The organism is Niveispirillum sp. SYP-B3756, from assembly GCF_009495745.1.
Taxonomy (GTDB): Bacteria; Pseudomonadota; Alphaproteobacteria; order Azospirillales; family Azospirillaceae; genus Niveispirillum.
This window is the reverse complement of the sequence record NZ_WIDQ01000006.1, coordinates 268,274-287,602: the sequence shown is the minus strand read 5'-3', so window position 1 is coordinate 287,602 and position 19,329 is coordinate 268,274. Positions and strand designations below refer to the sequence as shown.

At 61.8% G+C, this 19,329-nt stretch carries 13 protein-coding genes; 6 read left to right on the top strand and 7 right to left on the bottom strand.

Annotation, left to right across the window (positions count from 1 at the left end):
- Positions 1-3 precede the first annotated feature (3 nt).
- From GE253_RS14840 to GE253_RS14830, 3 genes are all read right to left on the bottom strand, one after another.
- A complete protein-coding gene (locus tag GE253_RS14840; RefSeq protein ID WP_211101471.1) occupies positions 4-1,509 on the bottom strand; it encodes a glycoside hydrolase family 30 beta sandwich domain-containing protein in 1,506 nt (501 codons plus the stop codon).
- Between the two features lie 80 nt (positions 1,510-1,589).
- A complete protein-coding gene (locus tag GE253_RS14835; RefSeq protein ID WP_153204886.1) occupies positions 1,590-3,797 on the bottom strand; it encodes a beta-glucosidase in 2,208 nt (735 codons plus the stop codon).
- A gap of 97 nt (positions 3,798-3,894) precedes the next feature.
- Complete coding sequence (locus tag GE253_RS14830) at positions 3,895-6,075, bottom strand: TonB-dependent receptor (protein WP_153204885.1); 2,181 nt, start codon at positions 6,073-6,075, stop codon at positions 3,895-3,897.
- A 463-nt stretch (positions 6,076-6,538) separates the two neighbouring features.
- On the opposite strand from GE253_RS14830, the gene GE253_RS14825 reads away from it, so the two are divergent.
- Positions 6,539-7,579 (top strand): LacI family DNA-binding transcriptional regulator, encoded by a 1,041-nt coding sequence (locus GE253_RS14825; RefSeq protein ID WP_153204884.1) that lies wholly within the window; start codon positions 6,539-6,541, stop codon positions 7,577-7,579.
- Between the two features lie 10 nt (positions 7,580-7,589).
- On the opposite strand, the gene GE253_RS14820 is transcribed toward GE253_RS14825, so the two are convergent.
- The gene (locus GE253_RS14820) at positions 7,590-8,786 is read right to left on the bottom strand and encodes an MFS transporter (RefSeq protein ID WP_153204883.1); all 1,197 of its coding nucleotides are present in this window, start codon (positions 8,784-8,786) and stop codon (positions 7,590-7,592) included.
- A 318-nt stretch (positions 8,787-9,104) separates the two neighbouring features.
- Between GE253_RS14820 and GE253_RS14815 the strand changes: the two genes are divergently transcribed.
- From GE253_RS14815 to GE253_RS14800, 4 genes are all read left to right on the top strand, one after another.
- Positions 9,105-10,565 carry an aldehyde dehydrogenase gene (locus tag GE253_RS14815; RefSeq protein WP_153204882.1) on the top strand — a complete coding sequence of 487 codons (1,461 nt, stop codon included), beginning with the start codon at positions 9,105-9,107 and terminating at the stop codon, positions 10,563-10,565.
- 27 nt (positions 10,566-10,592) lie between these two features.
- A complete protein-coding gene (locus GE253_RS14810) occupies positions 10,593-11,399 on the top strand; it encodes a p-hydroxycinnamoyl CoA hydratase/lyase (RefSeq protein ID WP_153204881.1) in 807 nt (268 codons plus the stop codon).
- A gap of 139 nt (positions 11,400-11,538) precedes the next feature.
- Positions 11,539-13,080, top strand: a complete 1,542-nt coding sequence (locus GE253_RS14805) for an AMP-binding protein (protein ID WP_153204880.1) — start codon at positions 11,539-11,541, stop codon at positions 13,078-13,080.
- Positions 13,081-13,304: 224 nt separating this feature from the next.
- Positions 13,305-13,787, top strand: coding sequence for a MarR family transcriptional regulator (locus tag GE253_RS14800; RefSeq protein ID WP_173012649.1), 483 nt, complete (start codon positions 13,305-13,307; stop codon positions 13,785-13,787).
- Between the two features lie 307 nt (positions 13,788-14,094).
- Here the strand turns inward: GE253_RS14800 and GE253_RS14795 are convergent, their stop codons facing one another.
- Entirely contained in the window at positions 14,095-15,378 is a 1,284-nt protein-coding gene (locus GE253_RS14795) for an MFS transporter (protein ID WP_153204878.1), read from the bottom strand.
- 128 nt (positions 15,379-15,506) lie between these two features.
- Entirely contained in the window at positions 15,507-16,331 is an 825-nt protein-coding gene (locus GE253_RS14790) for a fumarylacetoacetate hydrolase family protein (protein ID WP_153204877.1), read from the bottom strand.
- Positions 16,332-16,473: 142 nt separating this feature from the next.
- Here GE253_RS14790 and GE253_RS14785 point away from each other — a divergent pair, with 142 nt between their 5' ends.
- A complete protein-coding gene (locus GE253_RS14785) occupies positions 16,474-17,877 on the top strand; it encodes a pectate lyase (RefSeq protein WP_153204876.1) in 1,404 nt (467 codons plus the stop codon).
- Positions 17,878-17,921: 44 nt separating this feature from the next.
- Here the strand turns inward: GE253_RS14785 and GE253_RS14780 are convergent, their stop codons facing one another.
- Complete coding sequence (locus GE253_RS14780) at positions 17,922-19,274, bottom strand: pectate lyase (RefSeq protein ID WP_173012648.1); 1,353 nt, start codon at positions 19,272-19,274, stop codon at positions 17,922-17,924.
- Positions 19,275-19,329: the final 55 nt, after the last annotated feature.

Sequence of the window (19,329 nt, the reverse complement as noted above, 5' to 3'; positions counted from 1 at the left end):
CGGTTAAATCACGAAACTGTTGAAACTGTCCGCCGGCAGCAGCGCACGCAGTGTCTTCGCGCCCAAGGTCAGGTGCAAGGGCATCGGTTCTGCCATATCGTTCTGGGCAACAATGACGGTACTTCCATCCGGGTTGCGGAAGGCCAGCAGGTTTTCATAGCCCGCATAAGAAACGGTGCCGATCCGCTTCGCCCCCGGCTGTACAAAATGGCTGAGATGTTTGAAGACGTGGTAATCCGGGTTGAAGCGGTGCTTGCCCGCCGCGTCCACACTGATCATGGAATTCTGCGGCCAGCCCCAGCTACTGACACCATTCCGGTCGGCGGCGATGTTCCAGTAATCGTAAACGCTGGCACCGGCACGCAGGAAATCCTTCATCATCTGCCAGGTGAAGCGGGCGAAGCGCCAATCATTGAGGCCATTGCCGCATTCCTGTTCGGATTGGTAAATCTTCAGTTCCGGATGGGTGTGGTGGATGAAGGGGATGGCCCCCCGCCCCGCCCATTGCGCGCCCACCCCCTTGATATGCGGCCCCACCTTGGGGTCGGCATAGACCTTCTCAAACAGGCTGGCATCAGCGCGTTCCAGCGTACCAAAGAAGATATCGGTACCACTGCCCTTCAGGGATTCCGCCAGATGCGGAATGAAACGAGCCAGCCCGATCGGTGTCCAGGTACAGCTTGGAAATATCTGGGCGGAATTGAACTCGTTCTGCGACATCACCATGCCGATGGGCAGGCCCAGCTTGCGGTATTCATCGACGAAACGCCGGAAATACAGCGCGTAGGCGCGGAAATAGCGCTCCTCCTGGATGAAAGTATCCTGCCCCTCCTCCCGCACCTGATCATCGCGGATGCCATTGTCAGGCAGGCCCAGGCGCGGTTTGGCGGTGGCGTAATGGCCGTTGGTCTTCATCCAGGTCGGTGGCGACCAGGGCGACGCCCAGAGTGACAGGTCGGGGCAACGCTGGCGTGCCGCGCGGATGAAGGGAATGATCAGGCGATGGTCGCGGGCGATGGAGAATTTCTCCATGGCGAAATCGCCAGCAGTCTCGTTATGGGAGTACCAGTCCAGCGCATAATCATTGGCACCGATGGGGATGCGGCAGATGCGCAGATTGGCCCCTTTGCCAGGGGTGAATAGTTCCTCCAGCACCTCAGCGCGCGCCGTCGTCGGCAGGGCAGACAGGGCCTGCCAGCCGCGTTCATGGATGCAGCCACCAAAGCCTTCAATGGTCTGAAAACGCTGATCCGGCTGCACCATCACATGCAGATCGGTGACGGAGGTAAGATTGATCAGCGGCAACCGGCCCGGCATTGCCTGCCAGGGCTTGTCCTTGGTGGTGGCAATCCAGGTGACCGGCATTTCCCCCGTGACCGGGGGGCCATGATCCACGGCGCGGGCCTGTTCCTGCGCCAAGGCGGGGTTGGCCGCCGCCGCCGCCACGGCCGCAAGCCCCAGACCGCACAGGATGGCGCGGCGGTCAACGCCGTCGCTGCTTTCTTCCATCTGCGCACCTCCTCCGTTGTCATTCTTCTTGCCGGAAGCCGGGCGGGGGCAGGCCCCGCCCGGTGCGGATCATGAAGAGATCAGGGCTTCAGCGTGCGTTCGGAAACCTTGGCCTTGCCGGACAGAACCGTGGTGCTGGCCGAGGGGCCGACCACCACATCATAGTCACCGCCGGCGATGTGCCACTGACGGCCCTTTTCATCGAAACGGGCCAGCAGACGCGGATCGGCCTTGATGGTGACGGTGCGGCGTTCACCCGGCTTCAGGTCGATCTTCTCAAACCCGATCAGGCGCTGCAGCTTCTGACCATTGGCCCCCGCCAGATAAATCTGCGGAGCATCCTTGCCCTGCAGCTTACCGGTATTGGTGACCTGGAAGCTGACCTCCAGCGTCTCCCCGCCCTTCACCTTCAGCTTGTCATAGGCAAAGGTGGTGTAGGACAGGCCGTGGCCGAACGGGAACAGCGGCTTCATCCCCTTCGCCGCGAAACGACGATAGCCCACGTCGGAACCCTCCTCGTAAACGACGTCGAACTGCTGCTTGTTGGGCAGGCCCCAGCCGGGCAAATCCTGGCGCGGATACTGGTCCAGCCCGGTAGGGAAGGTCACCGGCAGACGGCCGGAGGGGTTGACCTTGCCGGTGATGACATCGGCAATGGAATCACCACCCTTCTGGCCGCTGTACCAGGCCGCCAGCACCGCGCCCGTCTTGTCCAGCCAGGGCATGGCAACCGGACCACCGGTTTGCAGCACGACAATATTGTTGGGATTGGCGGTGGTCACCGCCTCAATCAGTTCATTCTGCCCCTGCGGCAGCGAGATGTCGAAGGCATCGGCACCTTCCGCCATCCACTGGTTGGCGAAAATGATGACGATGTCGGACTGCTTGGCCAGGGCGGCAGCGGCCGCCGGATAACGGCCGTCATTGAAGGTAACGGTGGCTTCCGGCAGCCGCTCCTTCAACGCCTTCAAGGGCGAGGAATTGTGGAAGACCTGTTTCATCCACATGGCCATGATCCCTTCGCCACCCACGGGGATGGAGGCCGGATTGCCGCCAATGCTGGTCACCTGCGACGAACCGGCACCGGACAGCACACCGGCATCGGCATGGCCGCCGATGACGGCGATCTTCTTGGCCCCGCCGGCCAGCGGCAGCAGGCCCTTATTGTTGGTCAGCAGCACGATGCCTTCATCGGACACCTGCTTGGCAATGGCGGCATGGGCATTCAGGTCCACCGTCGGGGTGACCGGCTTGCCGTCGAACAGGCCGGCGGCGAACATGGAACGCAGGATGCGGCGTGACATGTCGGACAGGCGTTCAGCCGGCACGGTGCCGGCGGCGACCGCCTGCTTCAGCGGTTCGCCAAACCAGATTTGCTGGTCCAACTGCTGGCCGGACTGCTGGTCCAGGCCCTTCAGGGCGAAATCGGTGGCGTGTACGGCACCCCAATCCGACATCACCCAGCCCTTATAGCCCCAATCGCCCTTCAACACCTTGTTCAGCAAATGATCATTGCCGCAGGAATAATCGCCATTCACCAGATTATAGGCGCACATGACAGAGCCGGGCTGGCCGCGCTCGATGGCGATCTGGAAGGCCAACAGGTCGCTTTCGCGGTGGGCCGCCTCACCAATGATGGAATTGGCCCAATGGCGGTTGGTTTCCTGGCCGTTCAGGCTGAAATGCTTGACGGTGGAGATGATGTTCTGGGATTCGATGCCCCGGATGCTTTCGCCGGCCAGCGTGCCGGCCAGCAGCGGGTCTTCCCCCAGATATTCGAAATTGCGGCCATTGCGCGGGTCACGCGCCAGATTGACACCGCCGGCCAGCAGCACGTTGAAGCCCTTGGATGCCGCCTCCTTGGCGATCGCCACCCCGCCATCATAGGCCAGCTTGGGATTGAAGGTGGAAGCCAGCGCCAGACCCGATGGCAGGGCCGTGGCCGTATCGCCGGGGCGGGCATTGCCGGGGTTGGTGACGCCCAGGCTGGCGTCGGTTTCCGTCAGGGCGGGAATACCCAGGCGCGGCACGCCGGCGATATAGCCGGCGCCGGGAATGGCCCCTTCCGGGATGGCCGGACCACCGGGGAAACTTAAGGCCATCGGGCCATGCAGCAGGCCGATCCGTTCATCCAGCGTCAGTTCAGCATCCAGCAGCCGGGCCCGTTCGTCGGGTGACAGTTTATTGTTCTGCCAGGCCCCCTTCACCTGAGCCATGGCACCGCCAGCGAACGCCGTCAGGCACAGGCTGGTCGCAAGTGCCGCCTTGAACGCTTGATGAACCTTCATCGCTGCTTTCTCCTGTCATTTTTTAAAAAAAGAGGCGCGGGGGAAACCGGTCGGAAGGACAGCCCCAACCGCCCTCCCCCGCGCCCAGAGGGGACTGTTAGAATTCGATGCCGAACCGCACACCATAGGTGCGGGGCGGCGCATAGAAGTCGCCAGCGCCATTGGTGGCCAGACCGGTCGTGGCATTGGGGCCGGAATTGGTCCGCACGTCCTTGTCCTCAAGATTGCGGACATAGGCCATCACGTTCCAGCTTCCCTCTGCGGGGGCATAGGTCATGGTCAAATCCGTCTTGGTGAAGGACTTTTGTTTGTTCTGTTCAAACCCGTGATATTCCAGATACTTGGCACTTTCGAAGTGGGTTTGTACCCGCGCCGTCAGGCTGGCACCATTGGCCAGATCAAACTGGTGCTGATAGCCCAGATTGATCGACCATTCCGGCGTACGGGCCATTTCACAGCCCGAGAAATCAGAGGCACGCGGTGACGGCTTGCTGTAATCGGCGCGGTAGCAGCGCGCGATATTGGCATTGGCAACATTGTTGGAGAAACCATCGCCCTTGGGCAGCAGGAAATCCTTGTAGCGCGCATGAAGCCAGGAAACGCTGGCATCGATACGGTCCATCTCTGTCAGCAGGAAGTCGGTTTCCAGTTCCACGCCATAGATTTCCGCCTTTTCCGCATTCAGCGTCACCGTGGCATCCTGCCCGGCAATGGTGCCAATGGCGGAAATCTGGAAATCCCGATAGTCATAATAGAAACCGGACAGATTCAATTGCAGCCGGTTATCCATGAAGCGGTTCTTCATACCCACTTCATAGGAGGTGATGCTTTCCGGCTTATAATCATTGGGCGGCAGGCCGTCATAATAGCCGCCCGCCTTGTAGCCGGTGGCAAAGTTCGCATAGACCATGCTGCCTTCGGCCAGATCATAGTCGATACCAGCGCGCCAGTTCACCTTGTTCCACTTATTGTCGGACACGTTCAGTGTCACCACACCGGTAATCGCACCGACATTGTTGGTGAAATAGGTGCCGCCATTGCGGCCCTTCTTGTCTTCGGTATAACGGACACCACCGGTCAGGCGCAGCGCGTCGGTCACCGACCATGTCGCCTGGCCAAAGAAGGCCGTGGTTTCCGCCGTCACCTCTGGCTGAATGAAGGACAGGTAATTATTGTTGGCCAGGAAGATACGGAAATCGACGTCATTATCTTCCTTGAAATGATAGGCGCCGACCACCCATTTTACCGGCCCGGTCTCACCTCCCAGGCGCAGTTCATTCGACCATGTCTTATCCACGCCATAGAAATAATTGGGAGCGTTGGTGGCTGCATTCTCACCACCCCGATCATCATTGGCGTAGTTATAGCCGAACAGATAAGTCAACTGGGCCCAGTCCAGGTCCAGATTAACCTCGGCCCCCGTGCTCCAATAGGTATTGTTGCGATAGGTGTTGACCATGGAAATGGTTTTCCAGGGATCGCTGGTGCGCGCCGGATAGGCGACATCGCCGCCGCCTGCCCCGCCACTGCTGAGATAGTCACCCCGCAGATTGATGGTCAGCCGGTCTGTCGGCGTCCACAGGGCCTGCAGGCGGGCGGACTTGTCATCCTTGTCATATTTGTCGTTGCCGGACGTGGGGCCGGTATTGATCACCTTCTGATAGCCATCATGGCGGATGGTTTGGAAGGCACCGCGCACGGCCAGCGTTTCATCCAGCGGCACATTCAGCACGCCAGAGGTGGTCAACGCATTGTAATTACCGAACTCAACCGATGCCGAACCTTCCAGCTTCTGCGTCGGCCGTTTGGAGATGACATTGATGGCACCCGCCGTGGCATTACGGCCATAAAGCGTACCTTGCGGACCGCGCAGCACCTCCACCCGGTCGATATCATAGAACAGGGCGCCAGTGGCCGTGGCACGGGCGATGTAGATACCGTCAATATGATAGGCAACAGCCGGATCGCCCACTTCCGTCACGTTGGAGCTGCCGATACCGCGCATGAAAATCTGCGAGGCACCACCACCGCTATTGGTGATCTGCAGGCTGGGCACCTGGGCGGAAAGGTCGACAACGCTCTTGATGCCCTGGCTTTCCAGCCCCTCGCCGGTGATCGCGGAAACCGCCAGCGGCGTTTCCTGCAGATTTTCAGCCCGGCGCTGCGCGGTCACAACAATCTCCTCCAGTTGCAGGCCATCGGCCTGCTGTGCCAGAGCCGGCAGGGCCGGCACCAGAATGGCCATGGCCGCACCGGCCATCAGACGGGACTTCCGCATCACTGTCTTACTCCCTTTCATTTGTTTACCCTTGTTCGGGGGGAGTTGTGGACGCACGCTCGCATTCGCTGACCGCCTGCTGGTCATACGGTTGAACAGAGACAGACAAACCGTTACGGAAAAACGATTATTTCCGGTTGATCTCTATCTCAGCGCATAGGGGGACGGCCCGCGAAGGGTCAGCCCCTTCGGACGGCGAAAATGCTCTCACACACGTTTCAACTCCCCTGCCTGGCCCCGTTATCGGGGTCTCATGCATCGCCGGGACAGGTTGATGACAACGTTGTCCCGCACTATAATGTTTGCCGGCTATGGACCGGAATTGTTACGTAACATCATTTAGGAAACGGAGCAACAAAAAATGTCCATCGTTGTCCCCATTTTCCGTTTCTAAATTACCAAAATCCAACAAAATGAGTAATATGATGATAAAAAATCTCTCCTTCCGGCAACGGGAGCGGCTGTGAGCAAGCCTACAATCCATGATGTGGCGCGGGTTGCCGGCGTCTCCATCAAAACCGTCTCCCGCGTGCTCAACGGGGAACCAAAGGCAAGCGCCGCCACGCGGGAAAAGGTGATGGAGGCGGTCAGTGCATTGAATTACTCACCAAATCTTTCCGCGCGCAGCCTTTCAGGCTTGCGGAATTACATGATGGCCTTCGTGCTGGGCGGGGAAGCACAGAAGCCGTCCCTTACCTTGCAGAACGAATATATCGCTGCCTTGCAGGTGGGGGCGGTGACGGCAGCCAAGGAGGCCGGTTATCACCTGCTGGTGGAACCGCTGGGCATGGCGGCGGAGGGGTTCAAGGAACGGGCGCGGCGGCTGATCGCCATGCCGGCGGTGGATGGCTTCATCTTCATGCCGGGCTTGGCGGATAATCCGGATATGCTGGAACTGCTGATCCAGCGGCCCGGTACCTATGTCCGGGTCAGCCCAGGCCGGGACGTGCCATCACTGCCGGCCACCGTGCGCATCAACGATTATCAGGCTGCCTTCGATATGACCCGGCATCTGCTGGATCTGGGGCACCGGCGCATCGCCTTTGTGCAGGGCCTGCCCGGCTATGGCTCGGCGGAATTACGGTTCGAGGCTTTCCGCGATGCCATGGCGCAGGCCGGTGGACATGACCCCGATCTGCTGCGCCCGGGCGCCTATACCCTGCCGAGCGGCCGGGAGGCGGGGGAGTCGCTTTTGTCGCTGGCTAAGCCGCCGACCGCCATCTTTGCTGCCAATGATGCCATGGCCATGGGCGTGATGGCGGTAGCGCATCGCCTGGGTATCCGGGTGCCGGATCAGCTTTCCGTCGCCGGGATCGATGATATCCCCATGGCGGCGGCCGTCTGGCCGTCGCTGACCACAGTGCGGCAGCCCCTGATGGCCATGGGGGCTGCCGCGGCGCACTACATCATCGCCCGTTCCCAGGGCCGGCTTGATACGCAGACACCGGCCACCTTCCGGCATGAACTGGTGGTGCGTGAGTCGACCGCACCACCGCAGGGCTGAAATAGGGGGATCAGGCTGTCGCCATCCGGCCCCGCAGGGTCATGATGGTGGCGGCCGCCCCTGCCGACAGCACAACGGGCACCATGCAGAGCGCCACCCCGCCCGGCCCCCAACCCTGCCCCAGCAGATGGCCCGCCACCAGCGGACCGCCGATAGACCCCAGACGCCCCACCGCGATGGCAGCCCCCGTAGCCAAACCCCGGATCTGCGCCGGGTAGTAGAGCGGGATGATGCCATAGAGCGAATATTGCGCCCCCAGCAGGAAGAAGCCGGCCAGACCGGCATAGGCCAGCACCGGCACAATGTCATTGGCCTGGGCCAGCCCGAACAGAGAGAGCGCCACACAGGGATAGGCCAGGATGATGGGAATGCGAGCGCCATAGCGGTCAACAAGCGCCCCGATGATCAGCGATCCGGCAACACTGCCGACATTGAAGGCAAAGGCTGCCTGCGCCCCAGCCCCGGCCCCCAGCCCCTTGGCGGAAACCAGGGAGGGCAGCCAGTTCAGCAGCAGATACAGCACCAGCAGCGTCATGCCGAAGGTGAACCAAGCCAGCGCCGTGATCAGCCCACGACCATCGCGGAACAAATCCACCGGGCCGGCGGCATTTTGCGCGGCCTTGGGCGCCGGGTTGCTGGCCGGCATCAGCCAGAGCATGGCCGGGATCAGCAGCAGGGGCGCAACACCGCCGGCCAGGAAGATGCTGTGCCAGCCATATTGCTTCAACAGGCTGGCGGCGAACAGGGCAGCCAGCGCGCCGCCCACCGGCATCCCGCTGAACATCATGGTGATGGTGCGGGTGCGCCGTTCCGGCGGGGCCATTTCAATGGCCACCGCGATCAGGCTGGGCATCGCCGCCCCCATGCCGGCACCGGCCAGCAGCCGATAGATGCTCAGCACCACCGGGCCATTGGCCACAAGCGTTGCCAGGGTGAACAGGCCGAAAATGCTGACACAGGCTAACAGCAGCGGCTTACGCCCCATCCGGTCGGCCAGCCAGCCGCCGGTCAACGCACCGCCCACCAGCCCAACCATGCCGGCACCAAACACCAGACCAGCCTGACCAGGCGTCAAGCCCAGATCGGGAATCAGATAGGGGGCGGCCACGCCGATGGCCTGGATATCAAATCCCTCCAGCAGCGCGATCAGGAAACAAAGGAAAACGGTGACGGCGCTGAAACGTGGCGCCGTGTCTTTCACGTGCATTGGGGAACCTCCCAGGTCCGTCCCGTCTGTGCCGACAGGTTGCTTGATCATTGCAAAACAGCCTAACAGACTTCGTTACTGGTTATAATCATTAATTTGTTGCATCCTTACCCAACAACGCCATTCTCAAGGTGGATTACGTCTAAAATGGCGAAATCCTGCCGCTTTAACCGGACGCACTAGGCAGCCGAGCGACCCAATCCGCGATGGGCGGAATAAGCTGCGGCCGGCAAACAATCCCCTTGCGGCATTAATAGTTATAGTTCATAACATAATTCACTTGAGGCCGAATGGCCCATGGACGGGAGGATGTGAGCAATGGCACCCAATCTTGATGCCGCCCTGCTGATTGGCGGGCAATCCTTGCAGGCCGCCGATGGCCGCAGCTTTACCCGCCGCAACCCGCTGACGGGGGAGGTGGCCAGCACGGCCGCCGCCGCTAGTCTCAGCGATGCGGCGGCAGCGGCCGAGGCGGCATTCTCCGCCTTCCCCGCCTGGTCTGAAACCGGCCCCAATGCGCGCCGCGCCCTGCTGTTGAAGGCGGCGGATGCGCTGACGGCGCGGATGCCGGATTTTGTTGCCGCCATGGCCAATGAAACCGGCGCCACCGCCGGCTGGGCCGGTTTCAATGTCACGCTGGCCGCCTCCATGCTGCGCGAAGCCGCCTCCCTGACCACCCAGATCAACGGGGAAGTCATTCCCTCGGACAAACCGGGCTGCATCGCCATGGCGATGCGCCAGCCGGTTGGCGTCATCCTGGGCATCGCGCCGTGGAATGCGCCGGTGATCCTGGGCGTGCGGGCCATCGCCACGGCGCTGGCCTGCGGCAATACGGTGATCCTGAAGGCATCCGAACTCTGTCCCCGCACCCATGCGCTGATCGGCGCTTCGCTGGCCGATGCCGGCTTCCCGGCCGGCGTGGTCAATGTGCTGACCAACGCCCCGGAAGATGCCGGGGCCATTGTTGGTGCGCTGATCGATCATCCGGCGGTGCGGCGGATCAATTTCACCGGCTCCACCCGCGTAGGCCGCATCATCGCCGAGCGGGCGGGCCGTAATCTGAAGCCGGCCCTGCTGGAACTGGGCGGCAAGGCCCCCTTCCTGGTGCTGGACGATGCCGATCTGGACGAGGCGGTGAAGGCCGCCGCGTTTGGCGCCTTCTTCAATTCCGGCCAGATCTGCATGTCCACCGAACGGATCGTGGTGGATAACAAGGTGGCGGATGATTTCGTCGCCAAGTTCGCCGCCAAGGCCGCCACGCTAGTGGCGGGCGACCCGCGCCAGGGCAATACGCCGCTGGGCTCCGTGGTGGACCCCCATGCGGTGACCAGCATTCAGGCGCTGATCGATGATGCCGTGTCCAAAGGCGCCAAGCTCTATCAGCCGCACGCCACCCAGGGCACGCTGATGTCGGCCACTATTCTGGACCATGTCACCCCGGCAATGCGGATTTACGGGGAGGAAAGTTTCGGCCCCGTCACCACCATCGTGCGGGTGGATGGGGAAGATGCGGCGGTAAACACCGCCAACGATACCGAATATGGCCTGTCGGCTGCCATTTTCACCCGCGATGCCGCGCGCGGCCTGCGGCTGGCCCGCCGCATCCAGTCCGGCATGTGCCATGTCAATGGCGCCACCGTGCATGATGAGGCGCAGATGCCCTTCGGCGGCGTCAAGGATAGCGGCTATGGCCGGTTCGGCGGCAAGGCCGGCATCGACAGTTTCACCGAGCTGCGTTGGATCACCTTGGAAACCAAGCCGGGCCACTTCCCGATCTGACACCACAATTCTGATAAGGACAAAAAAATGAGCGACACGGTTGCTTTCGACGTTGTGGACGGCATCGCCTGGGTCCGTTTCAACCGCCCGGACAAGCGCAATTGCATGAGCCCGACCCTGAACCGACGCATGATGGAGGTTCTGGACGAGCTGGAATTTCGCCAGGATGTCGGTGTTCTGGTGCTGTCGGGTGAAGGCACGGCTTGGTCGGCCGGCATGGACCTGAAGGAATATTTCCGCGAAACGGAAGCCAAGGGGCTGGGCGCCACCCGTCAGGCCCAGCGGGAGGCCTATGGCTGGTGGCGGCGCCTGCGCTGGTACCAGAAGCCGACCATCGCCATGGTTAATGGCTGGTGCTTTGGCGGCGGTTACGGCCCGCTCTATGCCTGCGATCTGGCCATTGCCTCGGAAGAGGCGAAGTTTGGCCTGTCGGAAATCAACTGGGGCATCCTGCCGGGCGGTGGTGCGACCAAGGTGGTGGTCGACCTGATCCCCATGCGCGACGCCATGTACCACGCCCTGACCGGTGAGGCGATCGATGGCCGCAAGGCCGCCGAATGGCGTCTGGTCAACGAAGCAGTGCCCGCCGACCAGTTGAAGGATCGGGTCACGGCCCTGGCCAAGGTGCTGCTGGAGAAGAACCCGGTTGCCCTGAAGGCCACCAAGGATGCCGTGCGCCGAGTCAAGGAAATGACCTACGACAGTGCCGAGGATTATCTGGTCCGCGCGCAGGAAGCGGCCAATTCCTATGACAATGACGGCCGCAAGGAAGGCATCCGCCAGTTCATCGACGAGAAGAGCTACAAGCCGGGCCTGGGCGCCTACAAGCGCTAAGGAATGCCCAGGGGGCGGCGGATCATGCCGCCCCCGGTTTTGTCATTTGCATTTTGACCAGCACTTCCCGCCTCTCTTCCCCCAAACCGGCACCCAAAACCGGGCCAGAGAAATACCCGCCCCCAGGGAGAAACACCTTATGATCCCCCCCGCCCTCACCGCCGGCTGGCCCGCCCCTGATCCGGTTGCCTTTCAGGCCGCCATGCGGCCAGCGGCTTTGGCGCTGGTTGATCTGGTCGGCGGGCGGCGTTTCAGCTATGCCGAACTGGACGGCGCCATCAACCGCTGCGCCCAGTGGCTGCTGGCGACGCTGGGGGATGCCAACGGGCAGCGCCTCGCCGTGCTGGGCCGCAATGATGTGGCCATGCCCATCCTGCATCTGGCCGCGGCACGGGTGGGGGCCATCTTCGTGCCGCTGAACTGGCGGCTGACCGTGCCGGAACTGGCCTACCAGATTGGCGACTGCACCCCCTCCCTGTTGCTGGCTGATGCGGAATTCCGCAGCGCCGCCGATCAGGCCGCCGCCAACCAGCCGGAGACGCGGGTGTTGAATCTCGCCGAGGCCGCAACCGAATGGGAAAGCCAGCCCGCCGTCCGGCCAAACTGCTTTCCGCAGGCCGATCAGCCCTCCACCCTGCTATACACCTCCGGCACGTCCGGCCGGCCCAAGGGTGCGCTGCTGACGGAGGCGAATGCCTTCTTCACCGCCGTCAATTTCGGCATGATGAACAAGATCACGGCCGACTCCGTGGTGCTGTGCGACATGCCGCTGTTCCATGTCGTCGGCCTGCTGACCATGACGCGCACCCCGCTGACCCAGGGCGGCACGCTGTTGATGTCGCGCGGGTTCGAACCGGCGGTGACGCTGGCGCGGCTGGCCGATCCGGCTTTGGGGATCACCCACTATATGTGCGTGCCGCAGATGGCGCAGACCCTGCGCCAGCACCCGGATTACCGGGCCGATGTTCTGGCGCGGCTGACCGCCTTCTGCACCGGCGGCGCGCCGATGCCGACCTCCCTGATCCAGCGCTTTGTCGATGAAGGCATCAGCGTCGCCGACGGTTACGGGATGAGCGAGGCGGGAACCGTGCTGGGGATGCCAGTGGGGGACCGGGCCCGCATCGCCGCCAAGGCCGGTTCCGCCGGCCTGCCGGCCCCAGTCTTGCGCGTGCGGTTGGTGGATGATGAGGGGCAGGACGTGCCCGAAGGGGCCGTTGGGGAGCTATGGATCAACGGCCCCAACCTGTCGCCCGGTTACTGGAACCGGCCGGAACTGCCGACGCTGGCCGATCAGGGCGGCTGGTTGCGCACCGGTGATGCGGCACGGCGGGATGCCGATGGCTTCTACTATCTCGTCGACCGCAAAAAGGACATGTACATTTCCGGCGGCGAGAACGTCTATCCGGCAGAAGTTGAAGGCGCCATCCTGGAGCTGGACGCCGTGGCGGAAGTCGCCGTCGTCGGCATCCCGGATGAGAAATGGGGGGAGGTCGGCTGGGCCTTCATCGTCCCCCGCAGCGGCCACAGCCTGACAGCGGAAATGGTAACCGGCCATCTGGATGGCCGTCTGGCCCGCTATAAACGGCCGCACAAGGTGGTGCTGTGCGAAACCCTGCCCCGTACCGGCTCCGGCAAGGTGCAGAAACATCTGCTGCGACAGCAGTTTTTACCGCCTGTGTAAAGCGACCGCTCGAAATCCGCGCGCCATACCTGTAACATCAAGGGTCATGTCCCATGATCCTTGAAGGCCAGCGACCGCTGGCCCGCGGGTTCGAGCCCGCGTAAGCCCGAGTTGCCAGAGGCAGCGCCAGGCGTTGAGGGAACAGGTAAATACCAAGAGTCATGATCCATGGCTCTTGGTATAACTTGGGTGACTGGACAGTAAAGAGTGCGGGAAAGAGAAGCATGGTTATGGATGATCAGGGGCGTTCGAACGGGGTCGATCTGTCGGCACTGCACTCTTCCGTTGGGTACCGGTTGCGCCGTGCACAGATTGCCGCGTTCAACTTGTTCATCCAGTTCATGGCGGAGGTGGATATTCGCCCCACCCAGTTCGCCATTCTGACCGTGGTGCGTGACAATCCCGGCCTCAGCCAATCACAGATCAGCGACGCGCTGGGGCTGAAACGGGCCAATCTGGTGCCGCTGCTGGATGCGCTGGAAGGGCGCGGCCTGCTGGTCCGCTCCCCCTCCCCGGCGGACCGGCGTTCCTATTGCCTGCATCTGACGCCGGACGGGCAGGAGCGGATGAAGGAGTTCCAGGCCCGCCATGATGCCTATGAGGCAGAATTGTCCTCCCAGCTCGGCCCTGCCGGGCGGGGTGCTTTGCTGTCGCTGCTGGACGGTATCCAACTGGTCGCCAACAGCAACGGGGACGGGGAAGAGTAATACCAAGCCGCCCAAAGGTTGACCTTCAGGCGGCTTGGAGGCCGGCGACCGCCGGCTCAGCACCTCGTGGCGCGTAAGACAAGGATGCCTTATGCGCCACCCGACGACTGAGGGAACCTGAAATCTCCCTGGATCGGTCACGATCAAGGGAGATTGGTGTATACCAACGGCCATAATTCATGACCGTTGGTACGGCGGCGACTGCCGCCGCGCGGCCTGTGCTGCGTAGCCAAGCCAGCGGATGCTGGCGCCGGCAATTAAGCGGCGCGAAAGCGTGACCATCGGTCATGATTTCGCGCCGCTGGTATTATTCGCGGATTTCCACCGGTGCCATGCGGGGGGTGAGCAGATGCACCACCAGCAGTGCCAGCAGATAGGCCGTGGCGGCCACGATGAAGATTGGCGTATAGGTGCCGACCTTATCCAGCACCCAGCCGGCATATTTGGCCATGGCCATGCCGCCGATCGCCCCCAGCATCCCGCCAATGCCGACGACTGATCCAACCGCCGCGCGGGGGAATACATCGCTGGGCAGTGTGTAGAGATTGGCAGAAAAGCCCTGATGCGCCGCCGTGGCCAGCCCGATGATCAAGACTGCCACCCACAGCGTATCGGCATTGGCCGCAAAAGCCACAGGCAGGGCGAACAGGGCGCAGATCAGCATGGCCAGCTTGCGAGCACGGTTGACACTGTAACCACGATGCATCAAGCGGGAAGACAGCCAGCCACCCGCCACGCTGCCCACGTCGGACAGCAGATAGATGGCGACCAGCGGAATACCGAAAGTCTTCAGGTCCAGCCCATGCCGCTTGGCCAGGAAGTCCGGCAGCCAGAACAGGAACATCCACCAGATCGGGTCAATCAGGAACTTGCCCAGCGCATAGGCCCAGGTTTCCCGCACGCGCAACAGCCGAAACCAGCCAATCCGGTGCCCCGGATCGGGTGGATCGCTGCTGATATAGGCCAACTCTGCCTGAGTGACCTTGGGGTGCTTGGACGGATGGCGATAGAGGATCAGCCACAAAGGCAGCCAGATCAGGCTGAACAGGCCGGTGACAATGAAGGCCATCTCCCAGCCCCAGGCCAGGGTGACAGCCGGCACGATCAACGGGGTGGCGATGGCGCCGATATTAGTGCCGGCATTGAAAATGCCGGTGGCGAAGGCCCGTTCCTTCTTGGGGAACCACTCGGCTACCGCCTTGATGCCACCTGGAAAACCACCGCCCTCACCCACACCCAACACGGCACGGGCCAGAATGAAGCCCATCAAATCGCGGGCCGCCGCATGGGCGAAATGGCCAATGGTCCAGATGGTGAAGGCCAGCGCGAAGCCAAACCGTGCCCCGAGACGATCCACGATATTGCCAAAGACGATATAGGCAATGGCGTAGCTGGCCTGAAACCAGAAGATGATGTTGGCATAGTCGGTTTCCGACCAGCCCATTTCTTTGGACAGGGTGGGTTTCAACACCCCGATCATTTGGCGATCCACATAGTTGATGGCCATCGCCGCGAACAGCAGCGCCACAACAACCCAACGATAGCGGCCGATAGCGGCCGCCGGTTGCGGGACATCATTCACGCCCGACATGGGTTTCCTCCCTGAATGACATGGTCGCGGGCGAAAGCATGTCCGCCCCCGGCTGACATAAAAGGGGGTTGATCTCCCCCTTTATTCTCATTACGCGCCGCTCTATTCATGAGCGGCGATAATTTTTCTTATTCCAGTGGCTGGGCGGGGACAAAGCGAACTTTCAGTTCCCCCACTCCTTCCATCGTCACCATTGCCTCGTCACCCGGTTCCACCCGATGGACACCGGTGATGGCGCCGGTCGAAATCCAGGCCCCCTGTGGCAAAGTGATCCCGCGCCGTCCCAGATTACGCAGCAGAAAGCGTAGGGCGCGGCCCGGCCCGCCGGGAATGGCGGTCAGCGGCTTCTCGCCGATCCGTTCGCCATTCACCAGGGTTTCCACCCGCAAAGCCGGCGGCTCCGGGCCTAGCAGCGTTTCCAGATCGCCCGCCAGCCGCTGCCCGATAACCACCCCGGCATTATTGCCAAAATCGCTCACCACCACGGCCGGCCCCAGATCATTGATCGCAGAAAGGGGACTGCCCGCCGGTTCGATGCCCAGATGGGCAGCGGCAATCAGGGGGGGCAGCGGCGCATCTTCCGCGACGCTGCCGGGGGCAATATCACAGGCGATGTGCAACAGAAGCTCCGCCTCCACCGCCGTGAAGCCGCCCTCGATGGCGCGTATATCCACAATTTCGCCCGGCTCTGCCACGTGGACGGTACGGGCGAAAATCGGCCCCGCCAGCCGTTCCTGCGGATACAGGTCACGGACACCGGGGGGGATGAGGCCGATCTTCCAACCCGCAACAGCATCGGGCCATTCGCGGATAGCCGCATTCTGAATCAGATAGGCTGCTTCCAGCGTCGCCGGAATCGTCCCCGGATAATCAGGCAACGACCGCCCTGCCCGGCGCGCATCACGGAAGGCGCGCCGGATGTCGGCTGTCAGATCATCGCCATTGTCAGGCATTCACGCCCTCCCCGCTTATTGTCTTCAGCCAGGGCCGAAGCGATTGTCATTCGTTCCAAAAAGGACTATAGGAAACCGGTGTCATTTACAAGACACCAAATTGAATTTATCGCCGAACCTGGCGAGAGGGAGGATAGTTCAGATGAACGCTGTAGAGACCCGCCGACCGGCTGCCCGCTCCCTACTGGCCCGGCTGATGCTGGCCACGGCGCTGGCCTTGGTGGTGCTGCCTTTCTCCACGGCCGGGGCGGCGCAACCCGCCACACCGGTAGCGGTGGCCACCAGCGGCAAACTTGCCTTCCCGGGCGCCCTGGGCTGGGCTGCCGACACGGTCGGCGGCCGTGGTGGTGAAATCATCAAGGTGACGACATTGGCCGCCGACGGCCCCGGCTCCCTACTGGAAGCGTTGCATCACAAGGGGCCGCGCACCATCGTTTTCGAGGTGGGGGGTGTCATTGACCTGGGCAATAAGACCGTCAAGCTGACCGAACCCTTTGTCACCATTGCCGGTCAGACGGCCCCCTCCCCCGGCATTACACTGATCAAGGGGGGGATGGATATCGCCGCCCATGATGTAATCATCCAGCATATTCGTATTCGTGTGGGTGAGGCGGGCCAGCCCAAGCGCAGTGGTAACGATCATGACAGTATCAGCACCATTGGCGGTGCCTATAATGTTATTGTCGATCATTGCAGCCTGACCTGGGCCACTGATGAAAATCTCTCCGCCTCCGGCCCGCGCTTCAAGGGGAACACGCCGCAGGAATGGCGGCGCAATACCTCCCACCGTATCACCTTCTCCAACAATATCATTGCCCAAGGGTTGCGTTACTCCACCCATGCTAAGATCGAGCATTCCAAAGGATCGCTGATCCATGACAATGTTACGGATATTCTGATCTATGGCAATCTCTACGCCCATAATGTGGAACGTAATCCCTTCTTCAAGGGCGGTGTCCATGGCGCCATTGTCAATAATCTGATCTATAATTCCGGACAGCGGGCTATTCATTATAATCTGATGGCTGAGGAATGGGGCAATATGCCCTATCAGGTCGGCAAGATGACTGCCGTGGGCAATGTGTTCCGTGCGGGTCCAGATACGCCGCCACATATGGCCTTCCTGATGATCGGCGGTTATGGCGATCTGGAATATTACGGCAAGGACAATATTGCGGTTGATCAGGTCGGCAACCCGATCCAGCAGATCGGCCGTTACACCACGGCTCCCGCCAAGGTAATTGAACTGAAGCGGCCGGACATTTGGCCGGAGGGGTTGACGGCCATGCCGGCCACGGCGGTGCAGCAGCATGTCCTGGGACAGGTCGGGGCGCGGCCCTGGGACCGCGACAAGGAGGATGTGCAGTTGATTTCCGATGTGGCCGAAGGGCGCGGCAACATTATCGACAGCGAAAATGACCTGCATGGCTATCCGCAACAGGTGCCCAGCGCCAAAAGCTTCAATCCTGATGACTGGAATCTGGATGATATGACGCCGAAGCGGCCGGACGTGCTGGACAGCGCCACCAAGGCGAAGGGAACGTGATTGCGGCAGGGGGAGGCGCCGAACGGTGCCTCCCCTTCCCGTTATCAACGGACAAGTTCCGCCAGATATTTCTCCAACACCGTATAGCCGTCCGGGCCCGACCGTCGGCCATCCGCCGCATCATGGGGATTAAGGCCGCGCTCCTGTTCAATGGCGTCGGGAATACCATCGCCATCGCTGTCCAGCGGACCGCGCATTTCCGGCAGCAGCGGCCAGCCGCCAACGTCCTGCTGACTATTGATCACGCCCCCTTTGCCGTCCCGCACCTGTGCCAACACCCGCTGATCCACCGGATCGCGCCGCAGGGAAGCGCCAGCGCGGGCCAAAACCTCCCCCTGGGCAGTCAGTGCATCTTGCGTGGTAACCGGTAACATTTCCGCCGGCCGGTTGAGACGATAGCCATCGCGCTCACTCCCCATCACCAGTGACCAAGGGTCGGCCGGCACCGTCCCCGCCATGGCATTACCCTGAAAGAAGGCCCGTGCCAGCGGGGCGGATTCCCGGAACGCCATCTGCCGCTGGCTGCCAGGCCCTGGAAGATAGGCGTTGTTGATGAAATTATACGTCGTTATCGCGTTTTTATCGACGTTATATCCGCCAGCGTCTCCGTGCCAGTCATAAAAGACATTGTTGCGGAAATCCATGACGGCGCCATCCGGATCGGCGTCAGCCTCAATAAAGTTGCCGGGGCGGGGCATACGCGATTTGTGGTGGGCCCATAGGTTATGGTGGAAACTATAGCGCGCACCGTAGGAGCCGCGGACCAGGCTGCCATAGCCATGCTCTCCCTTGCTATGAACGGATTTGTTCAAGCTTTCGCTGATCAGGCACCATTGCACTGTGACATGATCCAGCCCCTTCATGCCCGGCTTCCATTTCTGGGAGACCGACAGGGTTTCATCCACCGACCAGCTGGCGGAAATATGGTCCAGAATGATGTGCTGCCCGTCGGTGACGGACACGGCATCACCCTCCGTTTGGCTGAGATCGCCCAGGCGGACGCGTAAATAACGCACCACCACATGGTTGGCCGCAATGATCAGCGGCTGATCCGCCAGGGTGACACCTTCGCCCGGGGCGCTCTGGCCGGCGATGGTGATGAAATCATTATGTATTTTCAGCGGCTTTTTCAGATGGATGGTCCCGGAGGTAGCAAAGACCACCATACGGGCTCCGGCATCCTCCACCGCTGCCCGCAGGCTGCCAGGGCCTGCATCCTCCAGGTTGGTGACAATGCGCACAACCCCTGCCCGGCCACCCACCGAATAGGCACCCGCCCCTTCCGCACCGGAAAAGGCCGGAATGGGGCCGAGGGGAACCTGCGGGAATGGCGACGCCGCCGGCGCCACACCGCCGGCCATTCCCCAGAAAAGCGCGCTGAGCAAAATCCGCCGCATGGGCTCTCTCCAGGCCGATTGATGGCATAGAAAAACGGCCATCACTGACAGGCAG

Bases quoted from the DNA above. Each gene is read 5' to 3' on its own strand.
- GE253_RS14830 (WP_153204885.1), bottom strand. From the start codon at position 6,075: ATGCGGAAGTCCCGTCTGATGGCCGGTGCGGCCATGGCCATTCTGGTG.
- GE253_RS14780 (WP_173012648.1), bottom strand. From the start codon at position 19,274: ATGCGGCGGATTTTGCTCAGCGCGCTTTTCTGGGGAATGGCCGGCGGT.
- GE253_RS14800 (WP_173012649.1), top strand. From the start codon at position 13,305: ATGGTTATGGATGATCAGGGGCGTTCGAACGGGGTCGATCTGTCGGCA.
- GE253_RS14810 (WP_153204881.1), top strand. From the start codon at position 10,593: ATGAGCGACACGGTTGCTTTCGACGTTGTGGACGGCATCGCCTGGGTC.
- GE253_RS14820 (WP_153204883.1), bottom strand. From the start codon at position 8,786: ATGCACGTGAAAGACACGGCGCCACGTTTCAGCGCCGTCACCGTTTTC.
- GE253_RS14840 (WP_211101471.1), bottom strand. From the start codon at position 1,509: ATGGAAGAAAGCAGCGACGGCGTTGACCGCCGCGCCATCCTGTGCGGT.
- GE253_RS14785 (WP_153204876.1), top strand. From the start codon at position 16,474: ATGAACGCTGTAGAGACCCGCCGACCGGCTGCCCGCTCCCTACTGGCC.
- GE253_RS14795 (WP_153204878.1), bottom strand. From the start codon at position 15,378: ATGTCGGGCGTGAATGATGTCCCGCAACCGGCGGCCGCTATCGGCCGC.
- GE253_RS14835 (WP_153204886.1), bottom strand. From the start codon at position 3,797: ATGAAGGTTCATCAAGCGTTCAAGGCGGCACTTGCGACCAGCCTGTGC.
- GE253_RS14815 (WP_153204882.1), top strand. From the start codon at position 9,105: ATGGCACCCAATCTTGATGCCGCCCTGCTGATTGGCGGGCAATCCTTG.
- GE253_RS14805 (WP_153204880.1), top strand. From the start codon at position 11,539: ATGATCCCCCCCGCCCTCACCGCCGGCTGGCCCGCCCCTGATCCGGTT.
- GE253_RS14790 (WP_153204877.1), bottom strand. From the start codon at position 16,331: ATGCCTGACAATGGCGATGATCTGACAGCCGACATCCGGCGCGCCTTC.